We start from the raw sequence: 20513 nt of genomic DNA, 5'->3' as shown, positions 1-20513 counted from the left end.
TGAATTTATTCCTGTATCTTTATCATGATAATAAGGTAATCCACCAAAAACCTCCTCATCATCTACAAATAATCGTAATTAGTTCCTATATCAATCCAAATTTACTACTTCTAACTGTTTATTAAAACCATAGCAGTCTTGTATATCGTTAAATACTAATATTCTTTTTCACAAAATCCACCCTTTACTTAGACTACGGCTTTCAACTATCAATTATTGTTTTTCAAATTAATGAAATTCACATAGGACAAACATACAAACATTACTAGAATTAAAGAATAGAATATGACAGTAATCATTAAATTTTATGAAAGATGGTGAAGTTATGACAAACCCAACTTCTGGTTATGTCACAGATAACCGAAATATTACAGGCAAGGGAACACCAAACCTCTTTTTTGATATAAACCAAAATGTATTTTTTGAACGGAATCCTGAAAATATTGCATTTGCTTTAACTTCAACACAAAATCCTTCGATGATAGGTGGGGCTGTTGTAAGTTTAAATTTGTCTAAAGGCTTTATTAGAGAACCTCACTGGCATCCAAATGCATGGGAGGTAGATTTTCTTGTTTCCGGAAAGGTCATTATTTCTGTTTTAGACCCAAGTACTCCACAATTAGTAACATATACTTTGGATAAATTTGGTCAAACAGTTTTCATTCCTATGGGATGGTGGCATTGGATTTCAGCGGTTGAAGATGATACTAAATTAGTTCTATTTTTTAATAATGATCAATTTGAGTCAACAGAAGGATCGGTCTCACTAACAAGAACACCACCTGCAGTGTATGAAAATGCTTATAATATAGATCCTAATTTAATATCCAGAGCTCTTGCACCAATTGATGGAACAGATGGTGTAATAATAGGGCCTCCTCCAGAAAATTAATACAACAATATGATTCTATAAAAATTAATTCATAGCAAAAACCAGGGTTCTCCCGGTTTTTGCTAAATTTAGCTATCAAGTATTATAACTAGAAGTGTATGAAGAAACAGAAATAACTACCTTATAAAACAGGGGTGTGTTTTTATGAGCATTCACTAAAAAAAATAAAACAAGCAATAAGGTTTGTTTTTATAAATTTTGCCTAGATAATTAAGATTATTTTACTCTATTTGACCTAGCACAGAAAGACATAACTTATACATACATAAATAGCAGCTAAAATAGTTTGTACAGTTTCTCTCAATACTTACTCAAACATGTCATGGCAAGCCTCATACCCTTCAGTTAGAGGCTTATTTCAATTTTTCTCAGTGGAGCTAGTTATGTTTTCGTTTAATAGAAAACTGAATATCATGAATTACTAGATACAATCCACCTTTTGGCCAAAGTGAAGATATATTGTCAACTTCTTTTAAATGTAGGATAGTATTGTTATTCTCTCCCCTCTACTAATTTCTCCTAGTCAAACGATCATTAGTAAAAATCTATTCAGTGTATTAGCAGGTTTATTCCTAAAATAACCAGTTGACTCCCCTTTAAAATGACCCATCACCACTTTCATATAAAATACACGTTTTTTGTGTCTTCCCCTTAATTTACTTTATATGTAGCACATATTAATTTCGTTTACATATATTGTTTTTGTAAATCATGACTTGATTTTTTCAGTATGCAAGGAGGTATTTAATGGCAACTTGGAAAGAAACTTTAGCATGTGTAAGAGATTGCATTGATGAATTTGAACCAGGTTCTCTGGATCGTTTCGCTTGTATTTTAGATTGTTATGAAGAGAAGGCAAAACAAATTTTGACTACTAGCCAATTCCCTGCAAACACACCTGCTTTCGTTCAAACTGTAGAGATTCCTCCCAATGGTAAAGACACTATGGAAGTTTTTTTATTGTTAATTGATCTACTTCCACCTCAACAGTTTGAATGTGTAGATAATCTTGACGACCTAACTGAATTAGAATTTAACAATGAAATTGTAGATTTAACCTGTGGTAAATCTAAAAATAATAACCCATTTTAAAAATCTAGCTCCTCTTAACAAGGGGCTAGAATTTCTTTAGATATAATTTGAGTTTTATTGTGTCATAGTTTAATCGTACTTTTTATTAGAACTTATTATTTTAACAAGTAACTGAAAGTTTTCGAAGTTGCCTTCATTTAATTCTCTATAAGCACGTAAAAATTCTTCAACTGGAGTTAGAATAGTATTATCGACACAACTTCCTCAAGTACTTAAAATGTAATATTGTGTCCAAATGGGAAATAATATTACAGGCAAAAAATATCATCAAGACTGAGCGAATGACCATCTATAAAGAGAGTAAGGAACGTCAGAAAAGTAAATAGCCCTATCAACATGCAGGTTTCTTGATAATAAAATTAATCTATTATTGTGAATCCGTTTATATATATCGATTCTTTACATAAGGTCGAGTTACTAAATTTTCCTACAAAAACCATTTGTAATTATAAAAAGGCTAATAGCAGCCCTTAGTAATCTCAAAAATCCTTGTGCCCTTTAGTTTGATACATCTTTGATAGCCAATCAATAGATTTATACACCTCTTTATCACTTATATTACCATCAGTTATTAATCCTGTTAGCTTAATACCACTATCTCCACCATATTCATCATAAGTGGTAATTATTAATTGGATACCATTCGACATATCAATTATTCAACCTTCGGACCCTTCATAATAAGGCCTATAAATAGTATGATCTACTCCTAATGTAGTATTTAGAGAATTTACAACTTTGTCAGCTTGATGAACTCTTGAGTATGAAAAATTGTGAGTATTATGACTTTCAATAAACAAAGATTTGATATAATTCTGCCTATCGGTATTTTTTTCACTCACACCTTCGTATGGAACATAGTTACCTTTATCATCTTGCCCTTTTACATAATCCCAAGATGCTACTAATGGTCGTAATTTGATTAATCTCGGTTTCATTCTTTCCCCTAACTCTATTTCTCCTATGCTTAATAACATTATCTATTCTTTTCTAAAGTGTCTCAATAAAGTTTTTATAACATATGGAATAAATGTCAATATCAGACCCATGATAACTAACTCAAGCCATGCAAGAAATGAGTACAAGTTGGTCTTTTCTCTGAACAACAACAGAGAAATAAAGTATTCTAATTGATTAATACCTTGCTTTAATTTTATATCCGAAAAAAAACTGTCGAATTTAAATAACCCATAAACTAAACTAAACATAAAAATACCTAAATCCCATGTATCAGTAAATAGTAACATTGCTGAAGTAAAAATAACGAATAATATAAATATAAAAAATATAATTCCTATCATTTCCGGCATACATTGATACTCACAATTGGTACCTATATTATCACCTTCTATAACTAATAACTTGGTTAATAAACACTTTATCACTTGTATTTACAACTTAAATGAGGAAATTGGTATATAATAACATCCTATTTCTAAAAGGTGTTTAGTTTTCTTTTTAAATGTCATAAATTCCTATTTTATCCCTGCTTGATTGAGAAAAATGAAGGGCCTTTTCGAGCACCCACTATGTGATAACAAATTAACTTTAAAACTCTAAATTGCTGAAAAGCGATTATTCTATGGTGATTAATGGTGTATGTATAGATAATACTTCTATTACATCATTTTGAGTCAAGAAGACATAATGGCTTATCTCTTTTGATTCGTATAAATCAGAACTTTCTTCAAGAAACCATTTTAGATATTTAGAATTAGTTACTTTAAATAGAGGCCAGCTGCTAAAAAACGTTTTATCATAATTATTTTGTAGATAATTTATCGTTTCAACTAAATATCCTTTATCGGTATTCGAATAAGTTAATGCACCAAACTCAAATCTAATAATAATCTTTATTTCACTATATCCATCATTAAACTCTAAAGTAAGACCTTCTCTATTATCAATCAGTGAATTATTGTAAATTATTGAAGGCAAACAATCTACCGGAGTCCATCTTTCCCATCGTTCCACTTTACATGCCCCCATACGATATTCAATTTGATTACAAAAATTAGTTTTTATAGGTTGTATAACTCAAACTACCCGGATTCAATAAAATATTATCTAAGATAGTTTTTAATTCTTAAATTTCCTCTTATCTTTTTGATGTTAGTACAGCTATGCCCTCTTCATTCATCTTATACATAAACTAAATAAACTCTCTATTGTTATGAAAATCTATACTTAATTATATTAACTATCAACATGTATAGATATAGATTATTACGGATATGTTTGTACTAATCCGACTTCTTTTGATTTCCTAAAAAACCCGACTTCTCTTTGACTTATGTTTCTTTACAAATAGTTTGGAGCAAGCTCATCCTGTAGGTATATTTAAGCTTTTTGGATTAATTCGTCAATATCCACATGCTTTAAAAATTTCTTTAGTATTAATACTGCTTCTTCTGTTACTACTAGTTCTGCCTTTTGTGAAAGAGAAAAATGATGTCCTGACCACTGCTCAGAATATCCATTTTTTACTTGAATCGTTCCTTTAGGTAGAAATCTATGGAATGAGGGGATTTCTCTATTAGGATATAGCTCATCAAATAGTTCCGATTTTGAAACCGCACATTCTTCCGTATTAAAATCATCAAGACCACTATTAATTAGCTCTTCTTGTAAAGTACTTGCTATAATAAAACAAGGTGTTGACTCTAGAAGCTCATCCCCTAACCATCCATCGAACTTATAATGTAAGAATTTTACTTTACCTGAGACACCCATTCTATCAACATCATCAGAGTTTCCAAATTGAGTGTTTTCGCCAAGACCACCTGCTACCTCTGGTTCAATGAAGTACAATTTCATAATATACCCCTCTTTTTTTTATTCGTGGATTAAATAAACCACCATATTTTTCATCTAATTCAACGATATATTTTAACATATCTTCATAGTAGGGTTTTCATTTTCTCTATTAAATTTATTCCAATATTTTCTAAATTTTGATAAGTGTAAATCACTATTTAGTTCTTTAGGTATACCCCTTAAATTTTCTAATGCATGTATTTCATCTTTAGTAAATAATTCTGGGTATTTTTTAGTACTTGCTGTTCAATTGCGTGATGAACAACTACACTACCCTCTAGCTTTAGATATTCCTCAAAGAATGTTTTTCGATAATTAGACCTGATATTCTTCGCTGCGTTCTCTACACCACTCTGTAATTTTTCAGTATCAATATTTAGGTTATTTTCCCCGACAACATCTTTAATTTTTTTCCTATTCTACTAATATCTTTAATTACGCCTAGATCAGGGATAAAAGCCATAAATGCTAGGTCAACATCTTTAGCAGTAGAATTTTCATCAGTAAGTGTCTTTGTTAATTCTCCAATTCCAGGAGGTAGTGATAAAACTATCTCCTTTATAATAATGACACTATTAGTTAATCGCATCAGCAAAGGGTTTGAATTAAAAGGATAGTTTTATTGTGTTTTATATTTTAAATTTAAAGGATAAACCCTATGTAAGAAGATACCCAATATGCTAGGTTATCTCCATTAATATTCTAAAATTCAAACGTAGCTGTTACTGGAAAATGATCTGAAAATCCATCTGAGCTTTCTACAGTTGCATCAGTAACATCTGCGCCCGATAGTGTAAGAATCCAATCAATAGCTGCTCCTCGATCTGTTGTAGGAGGCTTGGCTGTATTAGGGTTTGCAACATCCCATGTGTCCACTAAATTTACTGGATTAGGTATGCCGTCGATTGGAACTTGATCCAACAAGTATTCCATTACAGAGCTATTCCTATTAGAGTTAAAATCTCCTACTGCAATGGCGGCATAATCATTACTACATGACTGCATTTGATGCTGATTTATTGTTTCAGCTTGTATGATGGCTTGCTCTTCTCTACTTGATAATGGCTGAAAGCAGAAGTGATTATTATAAAAATAGAATTCATTGCAAGAATTATTTTCTCTTAAAAGCAGCCACGTAACATATCGTATAAAATTACACTCAGCAGCTTCAACAAAACCTGAATCAAGAATTGTAAAATAGTCTTTTCTTATTAAAATAGGGTTATCATAGTTACCAGGAATGTTAAACTCAACTAAATCGTATGAGTCAGATAGTCCATCGATTAAATCCTCTCTTTGAGTTGCCAAAGCTTCTTGAAGTCCTGCAATATCAGGGTCTATTTCGAGAATTTTGTTAATGATTCCATCTTTACGACTGTTCCAAGTTCTTCTATCAGCTAGAATATTAAAACTCATTGTTTTCATTAATTGTTCACACCTCTCTTAATTATTCACAACATTATATGTAAAAAGAGAGAAAGTGCTTGTACTGATAGCTTGCTATATTAATACAATTTGGAAAATGCTCTCCAATAATATCTATAATTCTCCATACACCGACACTCTTAGTAAATTAGAATCTTTTTTCACTTGATAAGTTTAGTAAAATCCTCTATTTCCTCAATTGATTAGTCCAAGCTATCACCAATTATTTGAATATAATATAGTACTTCTTCCTCTAAGAAGAGATAACGAATTGGAGGTGAAACTATATGACTGTTTCAATTTTTAATACTTTGTCGGATACAATTATCGTTGATGAACAACAGGCCTTTCAGCTTTGTACAGTAAACTCTGATCCGATGTTAGATGGAACTGAAGTGATTATATTTGTAACCCTTGGAGACTCTGATCAAGCATCTGATTTTGAAGCATTCTTTTTCAATCCTGATACCTCTATGTTTGAACCAATTGTTTTTAATGAGTTTGGTGTTGCTAGCATAGAATCAGTAATAGCACCTACTGCTTGCGCTCAAATCATAGTAACTTTTAATAAAGTAAATGAATATCGTTTTCAGCAACAAGTTGTTAGAAAGGATAATTTTGCTCCATTGGCTGAAATAACTCAAGTATTAAGAGTAGTTGATGATTAATACATTTTATCAAGGGGGATTCCCCTCTTGATATTAATAAACACTTTTAAATTTGCATTTATTTTAATTACTAACACCTTGACTGGTATTATTTAATGAAGAGGTGCATAAATTTGGCTACATTAGTAATTGACGTGAAGACTCAATCCCTAATAACTACATTCCTCAAGAAATTTTCCACCAGGTTTTGTATCTGCTACACCATTTTCTTTAACACCTGATGGGAAACTTGCTTATATTATTAATAATATAGATAATACTAATCCCTCTATTTCAGAAGTTGATGTAAAAACTCACAATCTAATTTCAACGATTTCAGTCGGTGATACTCCACTTGCTATTTCCATTACGCCAGATGGGAAAATCGCTTATGTTGCAAATTTTTTTGGAAATTCAATATCTGTGATTGACACCAAATCTCATTCTGGTATTTCTACAATTCCTACGTGGGCTCACCTATCGAAATTGCATTCACACCAGAGGGTAAGCTAGCTTATGCAGTTGGCGGGGGAGTTGATATGTATTATTCGAACGTGTTTTCGTATATATTATATATAAAGGTGATACGTTTGAAGGACAGAGGAATAATGAAGTGGATGCCAGTATTTATACAAACGGAACATATGAAGATGATGAAAGAAGCAAAGGCTGATTACTATAAGTTGAAAAAACCTGTATTAGATGAGCATGAAATAGAAGAAATTAATAATACAACCATTGAAGCTATGGAGTTTACACAAGAAGTAACTGTGACATATTTTGAAGATGGAGCTTTCAAACCTTGTATGGGATATGTTCATTTTTTGGATCAACTTAATAAACATATCAGGGTAATGGATAAATTTGAGGATGTTCACAGAATTAAATTCGAGAATATAATAAACGTACAAATAATATAACAGCCCCACATGCTTTGCAGGGCTGTTTTTTCATGGAGTGAATATCTTGCTGTATTCTATATTATGCAATTGTAATATTTTGTATACGTAATTTTAGATAGTATGGTGATGTACCATATGTGTAGTTCCAATTTTTCATTTCTGAAGAACTGGAACTAATTTACTTTCTATTCATTATGTTTTCTAATAAATTGAATATGTAGACAGTTGCCAGTTTCACAGTTGATTAATCATACATTTACTATATAAAAGAGACAATTTTAATCACTTTGAAATATCACTGAAAGGAATGAACTCTTATCGCAGATTGTCAATGTAAAGGGAAGACGAACAATGAACTAATGTGCAATTGTCAATTTGATACGATAACTTTGTCGGATAGTTCCTCTACACCTTTTATGAATATATCCTTAACAACAGAAGCTCTAAAGGTCACAAAAAAAGACTTGGTTGTTAAAATAGATACAATGATAGATATACAAAAAATTATTGTTGCAGGTGGCACCCTTAATGTCAACTATGTTGTTGAAAGAATATCAGGAAGGGATACTACAACGTTATGTAGTTACAATGTGTTTGAACAAAGATCCAACCCCTACACATTAACACCTAATAATACAGTATGTGATGAACCAGGATTAGGTTGTCATATGTACCAACTCTCCCTTATAGATGTCGGATCAACCCCTTCCTTAGAATTAGAAAGTAATTGCCGATGTATAAATGTCACTACTTTTCAAAAAGATAAGTAAACACTAGAACTACCCTACTTTAATCAAATAGTAAGGCAGTTTCCATTTCACCATGACCAATGTAATGCATAATATGTTTTCCTTATTTGTTGGTGCATCCAATAAGAATAGTGGTTATTCAACACATTTTCTATTATGTTTCTTAATTATTTCTTTTTTCGACGGTACTCTAAAGCTTTAGTCCACATAAATATTGCCATTACGCATAATATTAAGATTTGTAAAATTGGTGAATTCACACCTGGAAATAAATTACAGTCGATACTATATAAAATTTACCTTTTATTTTCTTTGATACCTGTATCCATCATCAGTTAAACTATCGAAATCTGACACATTTGGTGTACAATATAAGGAGTTGAACTGTTTGTGGAGATGATTATAATAGATGAAAAAAATATACGTTGTTACGTTATTGTTTATTCTTGGAATTGGATTTTCAGTGTATTATATCGATAGTAGATATCAAGTTGAAAATACTCATGAATCAATTGAGTCCAGTTTAAAAGACTGGTTAAATAGAAGTCAAAAACGTCAATCAAATCCTACTCCTATAAAGAATCCTACACTTATAGAGAAATTTAAATTAGATGATACATCAACTCATATTGGGTTATTTCAATTAGAAAACGATAACATTGGTTATGTTCGATTAATTGAAGGATTAAATGGCAAATTAAAAATAGCTGGTGCAGGACACGGTACTAACGATTTCAAATATCGAGAAATAGAAACGAACAAGGGATTATATGCAATTTTGATCGGAAAAAACCCAGAGAAAAAAATTGATAATATTTTAGTTAACCTCATGTTTGAAAATTACAATTTTAATGTTGATGTACCAACCGAGGAACTATTTGTTAGGTATCATAAATTTTCTGAAACATTGGATACTCCTTTTCCTGCTGAATATACATTGTTTGATAAGAACAATGGAGTAATTGAATAAATTGAGTTGATCTACAGTTTGAAACAGATCTTTTCCACATACTATTATTTAATCCCCATTTTAGACCTATTGCTTCTATTCTAGTAACTTGATCAACTCCCAGCCAATAAAACTGAGCGGCCTGTTATGATAGATTTCAAGACTTTACATATGACCTGTTAAGATGTGGTTCATTAAAAGGAATATCCTTTTCATCAACTGTTAACCTGTTCCATGCTTTAGGATGTATTTTCATACTTTACGGCCTCATTTTGAACAGAAGTGAATCGAAAAATAATAAAGAAATGTGACCATTGAGGTCACATTTCCTATTTTAGTGGTCATATTTTTGGTCACAACTTTGGTCACAACTTTGGTCACATTCTACTTGATGGTCACACTTCTGGTCACAAAACCGTGACCATTAACAGGATATTTTAGGGTAATATAGGATTTATCTGTTATCAATCTTCTCTGGATATAGGTCATGATTCATTAATCTGTAGTTAGCCATTTCTTCATATTTAGTGCCAGGAATGCCGTAATTACAGTAAGGATCAATGCTGATACCACCTCTTGGAGTGAATTTACCCCATACTTCGATGTATCTTGGTTGCATCAGTTTAATTAAATCATTCATAATAATATTCATGCAATCTTCATGAAAATCTCCGTGGTTTCTAAAACTAAATAAATATAGTTTAAGAGATTTACTTTCCACCATTTTTACATCTGGGATATAGCTAATGTAAATAGTTGCAAAGTCGGGTTGACCGGTTTTTGGACACAGGCTCGTAAATTCAGGAAAATTCATTTTTACGAAGTAATCTCTATTCGTATGTTTATTATCAAAAGCCTCTAAAATGTCAGGTGAATATTCAAATATATAGTTTGTTCCTTGGTTTCCTAATAGCGTTATATCCTTAAGTTCTTCATCTTTTCTTCCTTGCATTTTACATCTCTCCTATTTATCATTATTGATTCACTTCACAGTTTCATTGACAATCACTTATTTGACCACATACATGGGATCTAGTAAAACGAGATTATACACCCCGTCTATTGCCCCATACGAGTGTATGTAGCTGTGGCAATACTTTTACGTCATTCAATTCAGGAGAATCTATTGTTCTTTGAATTAACCATTCATATTTGTGAAGTAGTTTATTAACAATGGCTGGATCCTCTGACAGAACGTCCTCATTACCTACCTGCAAATAAAAATTAATATGTCCATATCGCTTGTGTACCATTTTTGCATATTCTAGGTCCTTATCATCAAATACAACCACTTTAAGACTTACATGCTGTTGTCTACCTCTACTTACTAACCTGTCAATAATAAAGTCTAATTTCTCAAAATTCGTCTTCATTTCAGAACTAGGTGGTTTCGGTGATATGGTTAAATCATCGATTAGTAGAAACCAATCCTGCCAAACACTTCCTTGAGTTTCTAACCCTACTCTAATCCCCTTTTCTTTAAGCAAGGTTAGTAGGTGTTCAATATTCTTAAGTAATGCTGGGTTTCCTCCAGAAATCGTAACATGGTTAAATCGATTTCCTCCAAGTTCAACAAGTCGCTGCCATATTTCCTCCGAAGTTAGTTGCTCTATTTCACTTTTTGCAGACCCGTCCCATGTAAAAGCAGAATCACACCAACTACATGAGTAATCACACCCTGCTGTACGAACAAACATCGTTTTCTGACCGATAACCATGCCTTCACCTTGGATTGTGGGACCAAATATTTCTAATACCGGGATCGTTTTTTCCATTATCGTTCACCAGCTTTTGGACGATATACAACATAACTCGTAGGTGTTTCACGAACAAAAACTTGAAGGCACTTCGGACTATTTGTCAACGTATTTAAATGTTCCTGAACAACTTCCCATATCTTTTTTGCAACAACTTCTGTTGTAGGAAAATCATTTGGATTTTGATCATTAAATAATTCTTTATGGTCATTCATTACAGTATGATCAAATTTGCCGTGAATAAGTTTTTTCACTTGCTGAAAATTAACTAGGAAACCTGTATGATCAAGATCATCACCAGCAATGGTTATATTCACAAAGTACGTATGTCCGTGTAATTCCCTACATTTTCCTGCTTCATCATGCGGAACGAAATGCGCAGCTGCAAATTGCATATCCTTATTTAATTCAAATTGATAAGGGTGTTGTACTTGAGGATAGATTTGCTGAATCATTACTTGTTTTCACCCCTATTTTTCGTAGAAACGTATTGGTCAAGGCCTCTTTTACGTAATTTACATGCAGGGCACTCTCCACAACCTTCGGCAATTATGCCGTTATAACATGTTAAAGTTTTCTCTTGTACGAAATCAAATGCGCCTAATTCGTCTGCCAATTCCCACGTTTCTCCTTTATCAAGCCACATGAGAGGTGTGTGAATAACGAATTGATAGTCCATAGCGAGATTCAGCGTAACGTTTAATGATTTAATAAACACATCTCGACAATCTGGATATCCACTAAAGTCTGTTTCACAAACACCTGTAATAATATGTTTAGCACCAGTTTGTTTCGCTAGCACAGCAGTAAAAGACAAGAATAATAAATTCCTACCATCAACAAAAGTAGTAGGCAATTCACCTTCTTTTTCTTCAATAGCAATATCATCACGTGTTAATGCATTTGGAGCCAATTGGCTGAGAAGGCTCATATCAAGAACTGTATGTTTTATACCCAATTCATTGGCAATGTTTTTTGCTACTTCAATTTCATTGTCATGTCGTTGATTATATTGAAACGTAACTGCTTCAACAGTCTTATATCTTTTCATTGCCCAAAAAAGGCAAGTAGTACTATCTTGTCCTCCGCTAAAAACTACAACAGCTTTTTCATTTTTCATTATGTGTGACCCCTCTCTTCTTTTAATTCCATGCTTAATCAATTTTTCAAAGAGTTATATCAATTCATTATTAGGTAATTTTTTCAGCAATGTTATACTTACTAATTGAATTTAGTTAACAAATATAACTGACTCTATTCGTTAATTTTGATGCTATTTATCTGATGTAAGCAGAAAATAGCCAAACAAAAAAAGCATTTGTCAAACACGATGTAGTTTTTAAATTTGATTGTTATAAAATCAAATAAAAAAACTACACCCTAAGGACGCAGCTATTTCCTTAGTTTTTTATAGAGGGTGTTCTAGAACCTCTCCCGTAAATTATGGATAATTTCATGAGTGCTTACGGTATTCTTTTCAATTTTTCACTAGGTTAATATATCACAACTAAACGAAAAACTCCATAGAAATTATTTGCATGTGAATTGCTTCGGTCTAATATTTCTAACTGGATTGTTTTATCATTCCTAATATAACGTATTCTCAAACTACTCTTCTCATACTGCAATTTCGATATTGATTGCTTACTATATATAAATTAAGGCTGTTCTCGTCTTGATTGTTGCTTACATTCTAATAAATAAGCACGTATAAACCTAGCGTTCGTGGCATCTTTCCTACTTTTACAATAATTGAAGTTTCATAACAAATCTTCATACCGACCATTGTTATAAAAATAACAACAACGTTGACGAAAAAAACCTAGATAAAAACAAAGGCTCTTGTGATCAATCTTTCAACAGCAAAGTGGAATTTATGTCCCATTGCTATTATTCTATAGAAGAAAAGAGGCATTGATCAAGAATTGTATACTCTATTGTATGATATACAGCAAACATCCAAAACATCCTAAAAAAGGGTAACTCAGGATAAGGTAACAATCATTCAACAACCTATAACTTACTATCACCAGTCACCCTTTGTTAAATTATTTATACATTTTGTTCATTTCATGTTTAAACGAGAGCAAATTCACCTTGCTTCTTCATTTTCGCAACTCTTTTCACATAAACGTATGCATATGCCCCGTTAGCTACTAAACTAATTACAGCTACTGAGAGCATTAAGAAATCGTTACGTGGTACTAGTAATTCCACTGATTCTGTAAATCTTGGAAATGTAAAATAATACATAAACCAAGCTGCTAATGTGAATGCACGCGCTTGTAACCATGTCCCTTTCTTAATGAACATAGCAGGTAATGTACAAGATAGTAGCACCATAAATTGAGCTGACGCCGATCCAGGGAAATTTAAATAAACAAATACCCAATTCCAAATATCATAAGCGATTATCCATAAAAGAGGCATTTTCGGCCATAGCATATCCTTCTCTTTACTATTATCAATATATATTCCTTTAAATCCATAAAATAGCGTAGCAATTGACAACACACCTGCTATACCATTTAAAATGTTTGGTAAATATCCCATCGTAAAATCTTGTGTTACTGCCTCTCCAATGTTTAATGCTAAAAACAATGCTGCTACTAGTTTTGCAGATGTAAGTCCTCCCAGCTTCGAATATCTCATTAAAATGAACCATACACTTGCACCTACAACAGAATATACTTTTACCCATTTGAACCAATAAGTAACACCGTAACTTGTCCAAATAGGCAATAAGGCTATCGGTAAAACGAAAAAAAATATGATTCCAGCCCATTTTGATTTTCTAAACAACTCGTTTAAGCCCATTAAAACAATTAGAATCATTACCCAATGAAAAATTGATAAGGGACTATTATGCTCTTTGGCAACGCCTTCATAAAACCCATTTTTGTATGATAAATCTCCATCCTTATTAACTATAAGGGGGATATTATCAAACTCAGTAATTAGTGCACCTGTTTCACTAGACATACTTAAAACAGATTCGTTTAATGTCCATGACTTTACTTCTTCTAAATTTTGTCCACCATATTGCTTAATTACAGTCACTTGATTGTTATCCTTAAATTCAAAACGATAGAAGAATGCCCCCTCTCCAGATTCTCCATCTACTATCATTTGCCATGTTCCTAACATTTCATCTGCATTAGCTTCACTTGCGAATACGACATTAGAAGTTGAAAAACTAAAAAATAACATAAAAATTAATCCAAAAATAAAACTTAGTTTCAAACGTGCCAGTTTACACATGGTGTACCCCTCCTATACTTTATTAGGATAATATATGATATACTATTCAGACTTTTTACTGAACAGATATATCTGGAGTTTTAATCATGCTTCATCTTCACATTTTATATATTGTATATACTGTATATTTTTATTTTACTATAATGTGTTAAGAGGGTAGTTTATTCTCCATAAAGTTCATAAATTCCTCAATAATATATATTAAATAACCACAATGAAAGGATTATTATAAATATAACCCTTTCATTGTGGTTAATCGTACATTTCTTTTCATAAGGCTCTTTTTTTGAACTTTGTTGCTATTATTACTAATAATGGGCAATATGATGAGCTTTATGAGAGCTCAATAAAAGTAATTTTGGAAAGGATGCCACGAAAGCTAGAGGTATACTTGCTTAAAACTTTGAACGTTAAGAAACAATTATTACGAAGGTAATCTTTGCTAAGGCTCTTTTCCTTAAATTATTCTTTTTTCACTTACATTTGTGCTGGTATGTATTTTTATAGTTTTAGAGAAGAAAAAGCGCCCCGAAAAGCACTGATTATAACAGCCTATTCAAAAGCAACAATTAATTCAATTCGAATATAGCCTTTCATAACTATATTACTCTTTAATAACAATCCCTCTAGAAGTACATCTACTTTCCCTATAAGTTTGAATATAAGGTTTTGATTAAATTGAATTTATTTCTTAACGATTGGCATTTTAATTTTAATATATAAAGATGGTGAATCATACTTGTAAGTAATTTTACCGTGATACTCATTAATAATATCATTTATAATTGTCGTACCGAGCCCTCGATGTTTTCCCTTTGAAGACTGCCCATATGATGTAAATAAAGAATCGATAATTTGTTTTGGAATATGCTCGGTGTGATTTACTGACTCAAGTATGTAAAAACCACTTACCATTGATGACTTCAATACGACAGAACCTTCTTTATGAGCTCTTGAATATCCAGCAGCAGCTTCGACACTATTTTCTAATAAATTACTAACTAACTTACTTTGATCTAAGTTGCTCATTGGTAATAGTGTTAGTGGAACTTGTAACTGATAGGTTACATCTACCCCTTCTTTCATAGCCTCGACATAATAATGATGTAAGTGTGCTGTGATATGTCCTTTTTCACCTTTGATGGTTAAATTAACATTTTCGTATTCACCTATCAAAGATTCAACGTATGATTTCGCCTCTATTAATCTTTCTTCTTCCAGCATGTATTGAAAAACATTCATATGCTTCATCACGTCATGCCTTTGACTCCTGATTTCTCGAAAAGCATCTTGTATACCTATCTTCTCTTCTTGCAAAACTGAATCATTCAATAATAACAGCTGTATTTTGCTCAATGATGACCATCTGAAACATTCAACTAGCATATTAACGACCCATAAACTAGTAAATATGATAGGCTTATCACTGTAAAATTGAAGAAACATTATGATAATTTGCACGAGCCAAAGTATGCTACTTAACAATAAAATAGCCTCTACTTGGAAGAATATTTTTTGAACCTTCTTCCATAGAAACAACCATACAACAGCATAGACGATTAAGAATGTAATTGTCACGTTAATAGATAGAAATAATTTATGTATAACTGTTAATGATGATAATAAAAGTACAATAAAGATCATACTCGTATGAAAAATCCTTAAGTTCACAATTGTACCCCTTTAAAAATAATTTTCTTGCACGTATTCTAGTTTACTTTTGGTAATAATCGCTGTTTGATTCGTATGCTGAAAAGAGATAGAAAAAGAATTTTTAGCATATATTGAGAAATTTTTTACATAATGTAGGTTAATAATAAAAGATCGGTGAGAGCGTATGAAATTTCGGTTATTCAACTGATCTTCTAAATCGCTTAATGATTGATACGTTTCAAACTCTCCATCTATAGTAACTAACTTTGATGATCGACCTGTTCTTTCAATAAAGAGAATGCTTTTTTTATCAATGAAGTTCATTTCAGATTTTTGTTTTAACACTAACTTCCCTTCATCTTTTGTTGGTGCCATATGCCTTTTATATCTATTCATACCTTTCATTAGTCTATCTTTAGAGTATGGCTTTAAAATATAGTCAAGAACATCCAATTCGAATGCATGAACAGCGTATCCACTATGACCAGTTAAAAAAATTACTTTTATGTCCAAAGCATAAGTTTGAATAAAATCAGCTAATTCATAACCTGAAAGCTTTGGCATTTCAATATCGGTGATCAGGAGATCTATCTCATTCTTCTTAATAAACTCATAAGCTTCTTCAGAATCAGTTGTTGAAAAATGAATCGAGAACATCTCTTCTTTTCTTAATAATGCTTCAAGTTTCTCCAAATCGTACTTATGATCGTCAACTAGACCAACCTTCACCATATCCTCACTCCGAAACTAATCTGTTTTTTTTATCCTAACATAAATAAAATACCATAAATGGAATTTTCACGACAGGAAAAGAATGTTTCACGACAACATGGTTGGTAAAATTCATAAGGTTTTGTAAAGTGAAGACAGTTATAAATGAGGGGAGCGAACGATGGATGATCGAAGTGAAAAACGTATCCAAACAATTTAAGGAAAAGAAAAAGACGATTGCGGCTGTAAAGGATGTTTCTTTTTCTATTTCAAAGGGTGAGATCGTTGGTTTATTAGGAGAAAATGGTGCAGGGAAAACAACTTTGTTAAGAATGATATCAACAATTATGGAGCCTACAAATGGATCTATAAAGATTAATGGTATTGATATATCCAAGAAAACAATGGGTATAAAGCAGCAAATCGGCGTTTTATTCGGCAGTGAAACTGGATTGTACGACCGCCTTTCGGCAAGAGAAAATTTAGCATATTTCGCTTCACTTTACGGTATTAGTAAGCACGAAACGAATGTCCGTATAGATCAATTAGCTGTGCGCTTTGGTATGAAGGACTATATCGACAGAAAAGTTGGCGGATATTCTAAAGGAATGCGCCAAAAGGTAGCAATTGCTAGGACACTCATTCATGATCCTGACATTATTTTATTTGATGAACCTACTACAGGCCTTGATATTACGTCAGCAAATATGTTTCGTGAATTAGTTCATCAACTCCGTAAAGAAGGTAAAACGATTATTTTCTCAAGCCACATTATGGAAGAGGTAAAAATGTTATGTCAATCAATTATTATGATTCATAAAGGTGAGCTCGTATATCAAGGTGCTATTGATGAACTGTATAAACAAGAAGAAAGTGAAGATTTAAATTATATATTCATGTCAAGATTAGTGAGAGGTGCTTAAAATGATTTGGACAATTTACAAAAAAGAATTAATTGACTCGCTTCGTGATCGTAAGACAATCATGCTTAGTATTCTCATTCCAATGTTATTTAGCTTAGGAATGGTGTTTTTCTACGAGGCATTCTTCTTTAAAGATTCAACCGAAAACTATACAGTTGCTGTAGAGAGCACGATAGATGATAAAACATATGATTGGTTTTCTAATTTAGAAAGTATAACTGTGTCAAAGGTGAACGATCCTATCCAAACTGTGAAAGACGGAGAAGCAACGATTGCCTTATATGCAGACCAAGATTTTCTTAACCAGATTGAACAAGGTGGATCACCTGCTATTGATATATACGTAGATCAATTTAGTCAAAAAGGCGAGCTAGCTACCAGTACGATAAACTCTCACCTAAACACTTTAAAAGAAACCGTCCAACAAAAGAGGTATGAAGATTATAATTTAGATGCGGATGCATTTGAACCATTTCTTTTCTCGATTAATAGCCTTTCTGAATCTGAGGAAGATACATCAAGTTTTCTCCTAAGCATTCTTGCTCCATTAATTATTGTGATGTCTATTATTACGGGTGGTATTCCTACTAGTAATGATTTATTTGCAGGAGAAAAAGAAAGGAACACAATGGAAGCATTATTAATGACTCCAGTAAAACGCACAAACATCCTTTTTGGTAAATGGTTAACCGTTTCTACCTTAAGTACGTTTAGTGGAATTTTTGCTACAGTGATGTTTGTTATTACGACGAAATTATTTACCGAAGGACTAACGAATGTTATACCAGACGATAAAGTGGCGCCATTCATCGGGGTTATGAGTATCGGAGTTTTAGCTTTTGCACCCTTAATTTCTAGCATAATGATGATGCTAAGTCTATTAGCAAATACAGTTAAGGAAGCAGGAAACTATGTATCGCCTTTGTCTATGTTAGCGATGATTCCATTCTTTCTACTAATGGGTTTATCTGTAAATGAATTAACTACAACCCATTTCCTCATTCCATTTTTCAATATTTTCGCATTAATTAAACAATTAATTTTCGGTGTGTATTCTATTGAAAGCATAGGAATGGTAGTAGCAAGCTCAGTTCTCGTTATCGCTATCTTATTTTTACTTGGCTCATTCATGTTCAAAAAAGACCGCTGGGTATTAGGAAAAGGGGCATGACACACTAGCTTTCCCTATAAGTGATCATTTAACAGCAAGTCAGTGAACTCGTTCTAATAAATATAAAGATCAGTAAATCAGGTGGAGACTGCTCCGCCTGATTTTTGAAATTCGAAATCTTAGGATTTCTATGTACAAAAGTTGAGGTTTATGTTTTAGCAAAACCGTGTAACTTGATTTTAATAGACTCAGTCGGTAACGAATTGTGTATCGTGAACCAACTGATGCTTGAAGGAATAAAAAAACTAAAAATTATAGATCGTAAGAAAAGTAGGGGTAAAATGTCAGGTGCAAAGAAAACATATAATACTAACCTAGCAAAACGCTGGATGATAACCATTGGGATATTTTTAATTGTTCAATTGATCTTTATCACAGTTGATGGCACTTTCCTAGAGCCAAATATTCATGATAGTGATCATTTAATTGCTAAGTTTGGGAGATGGGTTCTGGAGTCGAAACTATTTACACAATGGATTACGCCATATTCCTTTCCGTTTTTTAATTTGTTTATGACAATTTAGTTTATATTTCCACTTACTTACCATTTAGGAGTAGAGAAATCTGATATAATACAAATAATTAGTGTAATTGCAGGAATTGTGGTGTTTTTTCTTAGTAGTGCTTTGTTTGAATTCTTTTGGAAAAACATATCATCTGACCCTATACTAAGCGTAAATTTTGAGGTGTTATTTTCAGCCCTTTTTTGGATAGTTGCACTAGTATTCTTCCTCGTATCCTATACGATAGCGCGTGAACCTCTCCAACTAATTGTTACACAATTTGATGGAGCATCCCTTGTCTTAAATAGAGTACAAAACAAGCTATTAAGCCACCTTCGGTGACTCTAATGCCAAGTTAAGACTAATTAATGAAGACAAGTTTTGTTCTGTTCTTTTTGCCAATTCAGGAACTTTTGCCTGAAGGGACAACCATTTCTTTTCAGGAATGGATTTTTGGATTCCTCGAATAAAATATCTAGCTCCGATATTGTAAGAAGCTGATAAATCCGCATGATAAACTTTGCCCGTCGAGAACGTGGCAAGGTCTTTCTTAGGATTTCTCTCTACTTCTCCTGAACCATCAAAAGCTAAGGCACTTGTATTTCTAGCGTTAATTCTAGAAATACGCATTCCGAGGTAATGAGCAGCTTGAGTGACTTTGTTTTGAATCCCTTTTTTTCTCCAATAATGGAGCTTGAAACGAAGTTTCTTTGCACCGTAGTACCCCTTAGGGGTTTTCATTTTATCCAGGTACTCTAAGACAATTACATCGCAATTATGCTCGCGAGCGAACTTCATGATTTCGTAAGAAGTATTGTTTACAATGTGTTTTTGAATTCCATTGATTCTACGCCAAAAGTTCTGAGCAGATATCCAACCGGAAATCGCTTGTGCTTTGCGTAATTTGTTCGTCATAGTGTACAATCGGTCTTTTTCTTTTGACTGGTTAATAAACTTTCGAGCCAAGACAGTTCCGGTTGAATCCATAACTGAACAAACCGCAGAGTTTGTGATTCCAAGGTCTATGGCACAAATCTTTTGATTTTTTAATTTTGTTTTAG

The 20513-nt window shown here is 32.5% G+C and carries 24 protein-coding genes, 1 pseudogene and 1 riboswitch; of the genes and pseudogenes, 10 read left to right on the top strand and 15 right to left on the bottom strand.

The features are described 5' to 3' along the window. Positions 1 to 307 precede the first annotated feature (307 nt). Positions 308 to 892, top strand: a complete 585-nt coding sequence (locus tag ACSVDA_RS21525) for a cupin domain-containing protein (protein WP_485885982.1) — start codon at positions 308 to 310, stop codon at positions 890 to 892. Between the two features lie 747 nt (positions 893 to 1639). Further along, positions 1640 to 1984 (top strand): hypothetical protein, encoded by a 345-nt coding sequence (locus ACSVDA_RS21520; protein ID WP_485885980.1) that lies wholly within the window; start codon positions 1640 to 1642, stop codon positions 1982 to 1984. Positions 1985 to 2463: 479 nt separating this feature from the next. On the opposite strand, the gene ACSVDA_RS21515 is transcribed toward ACSVDA_RS21520, so the two are convergent. The 7 genes from ACSVDA_RS21515 to ACSVDA_RS21485 all read right to left on the bottom strand — a co-directional run bounded on the left by ACSVDA_RS21515 (position 2464) and on the right by ACSVDA_RS21485 (position 6226). After that, entirely contained in the window at positions 2464 to 2634 is a 171-nt protein-coding gene (locus ACSVDA_RS21515; protein WP_485885978.1) for a hypothetical protein, read from the bottom strand. A 9-nt stretch (positions 2635 to 2643) separates the two neighbouring features. Continuing rightward, positions 2644 to 2922 carry a hypothetical protein gene (locus ACSVDA_RS21510; RefSeq protein ID WP_485885976.1) on the bottom strand — a complete coding sequence of 93 codons (279 nt, stop codon included), beginning with the start codon at positions 2920 to 2922 and terminating at the stop codon, positions 2644 to 2646. Positions 2923 to 2964: 42 nt separating this feature from the next. After that, positions 2965 to 3294, bottom strand: coding sequence for a hypothetical protein (locus ACSVDA_RS21505; protein WP_485885974.1), 330 nt, complete (start codon positions 3292 to 3294; stop codon positions 2965 to 2967). A 265-nt stretch (positions 3295 to 3559) separates the two neighbouring features. Beyond that, the gene (locus ACSVDA_RS21500) at positions 3560 to 3958 is read right to left on the bottom strand and encodes a hypothetical protein (RefSeq protein WP_485885972.1); all 399 of its coding nucleotides are present in this window, start codon (positions 3956 to 3958) and stop codon (positions 3560 to 3562) included. Between the two features lie 366 nt (positions 3959 to 4324). Then, a complete protein-coding gene (locus tag ACSVDA_RS21495) occupies positions 4325 to 4801 on the bottom strand; it encodes a hypothetical protein (protein WP_485885970.1) in 477 nt (158 codons plus the stop codon). Between the two features lie 376 nt (positions 4802 to 5177). Next, positions 5178 to 5390 (bottom strand): hypothetical protein, encoded by a 213-nt coding sequence (locus tag ACSVDA_RS21490; RefSeq protein ID WP_485885968.1) that lies wholly within the window; start codon positions 5388 to 5390, stop codon positions 5178 to 5180. A 113-nt stretch (positions 5391 to 5503) separates the two neighbouring features. Then, positions 5504 to 6226, bottom strand: coding sequence for an endonuclease/exonuclease/phosphatase family protein (locus tag ACSVDA_RS21485; protein ID WP_485885966.1), 723 nt, complete (start codon positions 6224 to 6226; stop codon positions 5504 to 5506). A gap of 287 nt (positions 6227 to 6513) precedes the next feature. Here ACSVDA_RS21485 and ACSVDA_RS21480 point away from each other — a divergent pair, with 287 nt between their 5' ends. From ACSVDA_RS21480 to ACSVDA_RS21460, 5 genes and pseudogenes are all read left to right on the top strand, one after another. Further along, positions 6514 to 6894, top strand: coding sequence for a hypothetical protein (locus ACSVDA_RS21480; protein ID WP_485885965.1), 381 nt, complete (start codon positions 6514 to 6516; stop codon positions 6892 to 6894). A gap of 204 nt (positions 6895 to 7098) precedes the next feature. Next, a pseudogene (locus ACSVDA_RS21475) lies at positions 7099 to 7386 on the top strand (YncE family protein); the annotation flags it as partial. Continuing rightward, positions 7341 to 7793 carry a YolD-like family protein gene (locus tag ACSVDA_RS21470; RefSeq protein ID WP_485885963.1) on the top strand — a complete coding sequence of 151 codons (453 nt, stop codon included), beginning with the start codon at positions 7341 to 7343 and terminating at the stop codon, positions 7791 to 7793. The pseudogene ACSVDA_RS21475 and the gene ACSVDA_RS21470, both read left to right, overlap by 46 nt. Positions 7794 to 8134: 341 nt before the next feature. Beyond that, on the top strand, positions 8135 to 8545 hold the full coding sequence (locus tag ACSVDA_RS21465) for a hypothetical protein (RefSeq protein ID WP_485885961.1): 411 nt from the start codon (positions 8135 to 8137) through the stop codon (positions 8543 to 8545). 388 nt (positions 8546 to 8933) lie between these two features. After that, a complete protein-coding gene (locus tag ACSVDA_RS21460) occupies positions 8934 to 9494 on the top strand; it encodes a hypothetical protein (protein WP_485885959.1) in 561 nt (186 codons plus the stop codon). A gap of 433 nt (positions 9495 to 9927) precedes the next feature. Here the strand turns inward: ACSVDA_RS21460 and queF are convergent, their stop codons facing one another. From queF to ACSVDA_RS21425, 7 genes are all read right to left on the bottom strand, one after another. After that, entirely contained in the window at positions 9928 to 10425 is a 498-nt protein-coding gene (gene queF / locus ACSVDA_RS21455) for a preQ(1) synthase (RefSeq protein ID WP_214482190.1), read from the bottom strand. A 94-nt stretch (positions 10426 to 10519) separates the two neighbouring features. Beyond that, positions 10520 to 11248 (bottom strand): 7-carboxy-7-deazaguanine synthase QueE, encoded by a 729-nt coding sequence (queE, locus tag ACSVDA_RS21450; protein WP_485885957.1) that lies wholly within the window; start codon positions 11246 to 11248, stop codon positions 10520 to 10522. Continuing rightward, entirely contained in the window at positions 11248 to 11685 is a 438-nt protein-coding gene (gene queD, locus ACSVDA_RS21445) for a 6-carboxytetrahydropterin synthase QueD (RefSeq protein WP_485885955.1), read from the bottom strand. The genes queE and queD overlap by 1 nt, the downstream gene beginning before the upstream one ends. After that, positions 11685 to 12350, bottom strand: coding sequence for a 7-cyano-7-deazaguanine synthase QueC (queC, locus tag ACSVDA_RS21440; protein ID WP_485885953.1), 666 nt, complete (start codon positions 12348 to 12350; stop codon positions 11685 to 11687). The genes queD and queC overlap by 1 nt, the downstream gene beginning before the upstream one ends. Positions 12351 to 12624: 274 nt before the next feature. Beyond that, a riboswitch (PreQ1 riboswitch) is annotated at positions 12625 to 12668 on the bottom strand. 638 nt (positions 12669 to 13306) lie between these two features. Continuing rightward, the gene (locus ACSVDA_RS21435) at positions 13307 to 14491 is read right to left on the bottom strand and encodes a DUF5692 family protein (protein ID WP_485885951.1); all 1185 of its coding nucleotides are present in this window, start codon (positions 14489 to 14491) and stop codon (positions 13307 to 13309) included. A 684-nt stretch (positions 14492 to 15175) separates the two neighbouring features. Next, the gene (locus ACSVDA_RS21430) at positions 15176 to 16162 is read right to left on the bottom strand and encodes a sensor histidine kinase (protein WP_485885950.1); all 987 of its coding nucleotides are present in this window, start codon (positions 16160 to 16162) and stop codon (positions 15176 to 15178) included. A 12-nt stretch (positions 16163 to 16174) separates the two neighbouring features. Beyond that, a complete protein-coding gene (locus ACSVDA_RS21425) occupies positions 16175 to 16876 on the bottom strand; it encodes a LytR/AlgR family response regulator transcription factor (protein ID WP_485885948.1) in 702 nt (233 codons plus the stop codon). A gap of 164 nt (positions 16877 to 17040) precedes the next feature. On the opposite strand from ACSVDA_RS21425, the gene ACSVDA_RS21420 reads away from it, so the two are divergent. The 3 genes from ACSVDA_RS21420 (at position 17041) to ACSVDA_RS21410 (ending at position 19473) form a co-directional block, all read left to right on the top strand. Beyond that, entirely contained in the window at positions 17041 to 17778 is a 738-nt protein-coding gene (locus ACSVDA_RS21420; protein ID WP_320209317.1) for an ABC transporter ATP-binding protein, read from the top strand. 1 nt (position 17779) lies between these two features. Next, complete coding sequence (locus ACSVDA_RS21415; RefSeq protein WP_485885946.1) at positions 17780 to 18949, top strand: ABC transporter permease; 1170 nt, start codon at positions 17780 to 17782, stop codon at positions 18947 to 18949. Between the two features lie 173 nt (positions 18950 to 19122). Beyond that, a complete protein-coding gene (locus ACSVDA_RS21410) occupies positions 19123 to 19473 on the top strand; it encodes a YfzA family protein (RefSeq protein ID WP_485885945.1) in 351 nt (116 codons plus the stop codon). Positions 19474 to 19776: 303 nt separating this feature from the next. On the opposite strand, the gene ACSVDA_RS21405 is transcribed toward ACSVDA_RS21410, so the two are convergent. After that, on the bottom strand, positions 19777 to 20513 hold a 737-nt coding region (locus ACSVDA_RS21405), incomplete at its 5' end, for a nuclease/transposase family protein (protein WP_485885943.1).

This window comes from Cytobacillus sp. Hm23 (genome assembly GCF_051842895.1).
In the GTDB taxonomy this organism is placed as follows: Bacteria; Bacillota; Bacilli; order Bacillales; family SM2101; genus Nanhaiella.
The sequence above is the reverse complement of the archived record's forward strand: the minus strand, read 5'-3'. Positions and strand labels throughout refer to the sequence as shown.